Below are 5,855 nucleotides of genomic sequence, written 5' to 3'. Positions count from 1 at the left end.
CTGTTAAGTACAGGAGATCCAGCGCTGCCGGTGCCTTCTGTGTTTGCGACTGGCGAATCAAAGTACGCTGAATGCTTTATCCAGTTTTCTTCTACTATTTCTGGGTTGTTATCTAGCGTTGTGATTACTTGGCCTTCGCTAAGCATCATTTGGTCTAGCCACTCCCACACGTTACCGACTAGGTCTTGAACGCCCCATTCGGTGTGGTCGTGCGACCATGTTGCAGGGCCTTTACCGGTGTCTGTTCTTGCAAGTCCTGACGCATCTCCTGGGATACCATTATCGCTACGACGGGCTGTTTCTAATTTATTTTCGTGGCTGCGGCCGTAGTTTGTATTGCCGCGTGGTACGGTATCATTAGCTAGCGACCATAGCGCAATTGCTGCCCATTCATGAATGCTCATCATGTGCCAGCCTGCGCCCTTGTTGTTACACAGCGCTTTTGCTACATCGTAATTAACTGATATACGGGGTTGTACGCCGCCAATTACACTGCAACCGCCATTAGCGCCTGATGACGCAAGGTATTTTGGAATGAGCACTTCGCCCACTTGATCGCCATTACGTTGGAACATAGTTGGCGTACCTGCTCCCAACATTAAGTCAACGCCAAGACGATCGAGTATTGCTTGGTTAATGTCTTCGTAATTAAAGCGCGGGATGCGCACCATGACATTTGGGTTACCTTGCTCGTCAATAACTACCGTGTTACGCCCGCCTGATGCGTCTTCTATTGCCTTGCGGTAACCTTCTGATGCAACTATTGCCAGTTGCGCCGAGTTTGCTGCAACTTGCTGATCAAGTGCTGCTTTTTTACTGTTGTAGTCGCTGGCTAGCGCNCCGCTGTAACCACACGGTCTGCCGCTGTTACGATTTCGTTGATTTGTTCAATGCTCATCATAGTTCCTTAGTAAATACTGTAAAATCTGACATTAAGAAAAAGTTACGCAACGTGCGGTACATGTTGTTTACCTGCGCGGTTGCTGTTGTTAGTGATAGTGCGTTTAGCGCATCAATTTGCGGGCTGTAATCAAACATCCACGATTGGGCTGGGATAGTAATACGCGCTAATGCCGCAGCCGCTGCAAACTTCAATACAAACGAGCGGTTGTGTACATTGTTTACGCCCTGGCGCTTGCGCTGTAATGGCAAGTAATCAATGGCTAGCAATGTACCGTCTTGTGTAACTAACCCAATCCAGTTGTAGTCGAAGTCGCCAACGTCCTGCTCAAGTATGACGGCCCATGCCACGGTATTTGAATCAACATAGCCTGACGTATCAATATTGCGCCGATACATAATTTGCAGTGTGCTAGGCATGCTTTCATTGGGGTTACGCTCTGCGCTTTCATTTAAATTAGGAATGTTTGCTAACACTAATTCTTTAACATCGAGCCCTGAGTTTTGCAGCGCGCGGGTTGTGATGTAACTTTTGCCGGCGTTGGTCATAATGCCGGTGATCGCTTGGGTCATAGTGGCTCCTTGGCGATACTTACACCGCCCTCTTTACTTAAAAATCCATAGTGATGATGTGCGGCAATAACATGCTGTACATCGGTGGTGATTGCTTGGGGATGTGTATTACTTACAAGGTTGTCACACCCTAGGAATTGATATAACTGCTCGAATGGCAATACGTGTTTTACATCGTGCGTAACTGCATACAGTGGCGCTTCGCAACTTTCATTTTGCAAATTAGTAAAACCGTAACTGTATTGTTGCAGCGCTTTATTTTGTGCGGCTAAATGCAGTGGGTGATCAATGTGACAGCTATCCCACTGTACGTGCGTTAATCCTAAGCTCAGTGATACATCAGCTTTGTTATGCACGGTTAATTCATAGCGCCTACACGTTCGCCCATACAGCTGAATAAGTTCGGGTAATAAATCGTTGTTGCCTGCAAGCGTTGAGTCAGACATATCAATGGCAATAATGTCCCAATCTCGCCCATCAATGCGCTCACGCACATTGAGTACTTCTAACCCTAAGCGGTCGAAAATACTTCTTACGGATGCCATTTCGCCAGCGTCAATAGTATTAACTAATGCATGCTGTACGCGTTTTCTGTATAGCTCGATTGGCTCATCATCTAAGCGGTTTGTTAAGCGCTCCCATGCCAGAAACCCTAATACAGGCTCTTCATTTTTTAACTCGTCTTTTTGGTTCACTGCCCACATAACATAGTCGCGCGATTGCTCCCAGTAACCTGTGGCCGCTTTTACCAGTTTTTCGGCGTAACCTTTATTGAGCCAGGTCGCGATTTCATTAGCCATTTGCAACCTCATTAACGGTTAATGATGTAAGTACCGGTAACCAGTTGGCTGCAGTTATGTCGTCAATATCAAACTTGATTGACTGCAGTTCACTAAATTGTTCATGGCACTGTGTTATTAATTGGCTAATGCTGAACACAGTTTGATGCGTTACGCGTGTGGGTGTATACGCTGCATTTTGACGAAATGCGGCTTGTATAAACGTGGTTAAGTCGTCTTGAATAGCGTGGCTGTTGTCATGTAGCTTATAGGTTGCGGTGATATCAAACCCGTTGGTTGCCATAGCGTAAACCATAAAGTCATCCCCTAAACCATGGTGGCCTGCGGTACGAATATGTTGGTTAATGGCACTCAATAGTGCTGTTGGTACAGGGCCAACATCTAAGTAAATATACGCATCAGCCGTGCCTGGTCCACGTGGTGCATTGGTTAGTATTTCAATGTTATCTATTGGTACAGCAAAGCTAGCAATAATTTGTTTGTAAACAGCATTGATATGCCAGCGGGAAGCAGTACCAAATACGTTACGAATGCGTAGGCGATAATGCTCAGTGTCTTCGTCATCAGAGCCTGGCTTAATTAACCAATCATCATTGTTGGTTACGGTGACCCCTTCTTGTTGCTGTATAAAGTAACGGTAAGCCTCTGCGGGTAAGTTATAAGCAGCACCGGTTTCATAGGCTTCAGCCAATGCATACGCAGTGCGTTGCCCTTGTTCAAAATACACATCTTGTAAAAGTATAAGCTTATACACTTTATCGCCTAGCACATCGGTTACCACTGCGGTTCCTGCCACAATGGAACTTTCGCCCTTGTCGCTTTCGCGTGTAAACGTTAATAATCCCTGTGCTTTTACGCCCGCTTGAATAAACACATTACGTGCAGGGCCATGGCGTTCAATCAGTGCAGCTCGGCTTGCTGTCATAATGAATAAGTCAGGCATTAGCTGCGTTGCTAGCCAATTAAACAGCTGCACGACTGGCTTTGTTAGCAACGCTTCAACGGTTCGCCAAAATGGGCCAAAGGGTGAATTGTTGGCAACTTGTATGTTTTGCTTTTTTAACTGTGCTTGCCACTGCGCTTGCGCTGTTTGCTCATCCATTGGCAAACCTGCATTTTGCATTAGGGTTTTAAAGTCCACTTTGTAGGCTCCCGTATTGGCGCGTTTGCGCGGTGATACTTAATGTGCCGTCGTCATTTCGGTACACTTTTATAGTGCCAGGCTTAATCCGATTGTCTTGCTCGGTTAGTAATTCGAGCTCGGTTAAAATGGGCGCTATGCCGTTTTTATTGCGCAGACCAATCAGCTTTATGAGTAAACCGCTTTCTAAAATTCGATGCTTTATATCTTGCGCCACCACATTCGATTTACTTAATGTAGTGGGTGTCAGCGAGTCATTAAGTACAAAATCATTATCCTCAACGGCTAAATCTATGTGCAGTGCAATATCAAAGTTCATCAGCTTGCTAGCTCCATCATTTGTTCAAAGCTTTGCGCTAAGTCGTCAGATTTAATCGTTAAGTTGTCTATGTGCACACGCTTGCTGTTATCGCTCTCGCTTGAACTGCTCTGGCTGGTGCTGCTCGTTAGGCTTTGTAAAAACGCTGATTTTTGTACTTTGGCTTTATAGCTATTCGTGTGTTGTTGCTCAGTATTTAATGGATCAACGCTGTACGCGTTCGCTGTGTTAGTAATTGCCTGATCTGTTTTGACCATTGCCAATCGTTGTAATGGCGCTGCACCTTGATTAAAGCGGGCGAGTTGTTCATATTTTTGACTATAAACAGGTGAATTGGCCGCGTTAGTAAAATGATTAGCTGTGCGTGTATTGCCATTTTCTATCGCTGATTGTGTTACGAACTGTGTTGATTGTGCATTGTGGCCAACATCGTTATGTGTAGCTGGGCTGCTTTGTAATACTGAGTTAGTCGCGCTGTTATTGATATTGCCTGTTGTTGAATAAGCAGCATTGTTTGCAGCCATGGTTACTGCGCTGGTTTGTGCCAAAACCTTATTTGTTTGGTTTGTAGCAATACTATTTTGTAATGCTGGGTTAACTACATTATGCGTTGTTGCGCTTGCAGAATAAGCAGCATCGTTTGCAGAAGCATTGTTATTAATAGCGGTGTTTACAGGCGCGATATTGGTTAATCTATTCGCCACAGTTGAACTTACATAGCGGTTATTTAATGTGTTCGTTTGTGCCAACGCGCTATTTGTTTGCTCAATGGCATTACTCCTTTGCAATGTTGAGTTAATAGCATTGTTAGTTTGACCTTTGTTTAACTGCGTTCGATTCAAATACGTAACATCATTCACCGCATCATAGTTAGTGCTGGCTTTATTGCCTGGTACTTGGGCGGCTTTGTTGATCACAGCTTGGCCGTAGTCGCGGCTGAACGCTTGATCTGCATTTTGCATGACTAAATTGCTAGGCTGAGCACGGTTAATGTTTTCGTGTGTTGAGGTCGCTTCTGTTTTTATTTTTGCCTCGGTATCGTCAATCAGACCGAGCTTTTCGAGCACCCATTTTACGCTATCAATCACCCCATTAAAGGCCGCTTTTACACTATCAAACACCGCCATTAATACTTTTCCCCATGCGGTATTTTGAAACGCAGCCACTAAGTCATCCCAGTAATAGATAAGCGCACCAACCGCCGCGATGAGCGCAATAACACCCGCTACTACCCACGTAATTGGGTTTGCCCAAAGCGCTGCATTAAACAACCATGTAGCCGCTTGGCCTGCGAGCATAACTGCTTTAAATGTACCCATGGCAATGGCCGCCGCGCCCATCGTTGCAATGAGTGATAAAAAACCCAATACACGCAACGCAATAAGTGCGCCTTGCCATAATTTAGTTATCACTGTTAAACCCATTGTCAGCGCACCACTTGTTATTAGCGCCATTTTGTAAAGGCCCATCATGAACATGACCACGCCATAAATAGAGATAAGCGCCACAATACCCACTACAAGTGTTGCAATCACACTGGATAAAATCGGAAAGCGCTCAGTTAACGAGACAATACCCGCAAAGCCTGCCGAGAGTAATTCTATAAAAGGTTCCACAACGGGTAGTAAACGACTGCCCATTGCCGTAGCTGCCGCATTAAACGAACCGCCTAATCTATCCCAAGGGCTGGCAATAATATTGGCCATTTCAATTGCCTTGGAGCTGTCTTGCACGTTTTCAAAAACGGTGATGCCGTCTTTTAGCTTATCGACTTTGGTACTCAATACATCAACGGCTTTTGCACCTTGCTTACCAAATATTTGAGTGAGTACATCGCCACGCGCTACAGAACCCAAAGAGGATAAGCGGTTATTAATACGCCCCAGCACTACGTCTATTGCTAGCATGTCGCCGTTATCTGTGGTTAATTTTATGCCTAATGCATCTTGTGCTTTACCAATGCCTTGTAATAATGAGGCCGCTTGCGTGCCAGCCACAGAGCCTGATTTAGCAACCAGTTGCAGTTCACCCACTAACGCGAATTGTTGAGCTGAACTTAAGCCAATGTTTGTCGCGGTCGCCCCAAGGTTTGAAAACGCGGCTTGCATTTCTGCACCGGTGG

6 protein-coding genes are annotated in these 5,855 nt (G+C 45.3%); all 6 read right to left on the bottom strand.

The window, feature by feature from the left end; translation table 11 throughout:
- Window positions 1–671, bottom strand: a 671-nt coding sequence (locus L654_RS01000000126535; RefSeq protein WP_024608955.1) for an SUMF1/EgtB/PvdO family nonheme iron enzyme, incomplete at its 3' end; no start/stop codon positions are given.
- A gap of 226 nt (window positions 672–897) precedes the next feature.
- Window positions 898–1,473: a phage tail protein gene (locus tag L654_RS0120790; protein WP_024608954.1), complete on the bottom strand. Its 576-nt coding sequence runs from the start codon at window positions 1,471–1,473 to the stop codon at window positions 898–900.
- Window positions 1,470–2,273, bottom strand: a complete 804-nt coding sequence (locus tag L654_RS0120785) for a hypothetical protein (RefSeq protein ID WP_024608953.1) — start codon at window positions 2,271–2,273, stop codon at window positions 1,470–1,472. Before L654_RS0120785 ends, L654_RS0120790 begins: the two co-directional genes overlap by 4 nt.
- Complete coding sequence (locus L654_RS0120780; protein WP_024608952.1) at window positions 2,266–3,414, bottom strand: baseplate J/gp47 family protein; 1,149 nt, start codon at window positions 3,412–3,414, stop codon at window positions 2,266–2,268. The genes L654_RS0120785 and L654_RS0120780 overlap by 8 nt, the downstream gene beginning before the upstream one ends.
- Complete coding sequence (locus L654_RS0120775) at window positions 3,404–3,733, bottom strand: DUF2590 family protein (protein WP_024608951.1); 330 nt, start codon at window positions 3,731–3,733, stop codon at window positions 3,404–3,406. The genes L654_RS0120780 and L654_RS0120775 overlap by 11 nt, the downstream gene beginning before the upstream one ends.
- Window positions 3,733–5,855 (bottom strand): phage tail tape measure protein (locus L654_RS01000000126530; RefSeq protein ID WP_024608950.1); only part of this gene is annotated, 2,123 nt, incomplete at its 5' end. The genes L654_RS0120775 and L654_RS01000000126530, both read right to left, overlap by 1 nt.

The sequence above is a fragment of the Pseudoalteromonas sp. TAB23 genome (assembly GCF_000498075.1).
Taxonomy (GTDB): domain Bacteria; phylum Pseudomonadota; class Gammaproteobacteria; order Enterobacterales; family Alteromonadaceae; genus Pseudoalteromonas; species Pseudoalteromonas arctica.
Note: the sequence above shows the minus strand (reverse complement) of the source record. Positions and strands in the feature narration are given on the sequence as shown.

Coding starts and splice junctions, on each gene's coding strand:
- L654_RS0120775 (WP_024608951.1), bottom strand. CDS start 3,733: ATGAACTTTGATATTGCACTGCACATAGATTTAGCCGTTGAGGATAAT.
- L654_RS0120790 (WP_024608954.1), bottom strand. CDS start 1,473: ATGACCCAAGCGATCACCGGCATTATGACCAACGCCGGCAAAAGTTAC.
- L654_RS0120785 (WP_024608953.1), bottom strand. CDS start 2,273: ATGGCTAATGAAATCGCGACCTGGCTCAATAAAGGTTACGCCGAAAAA.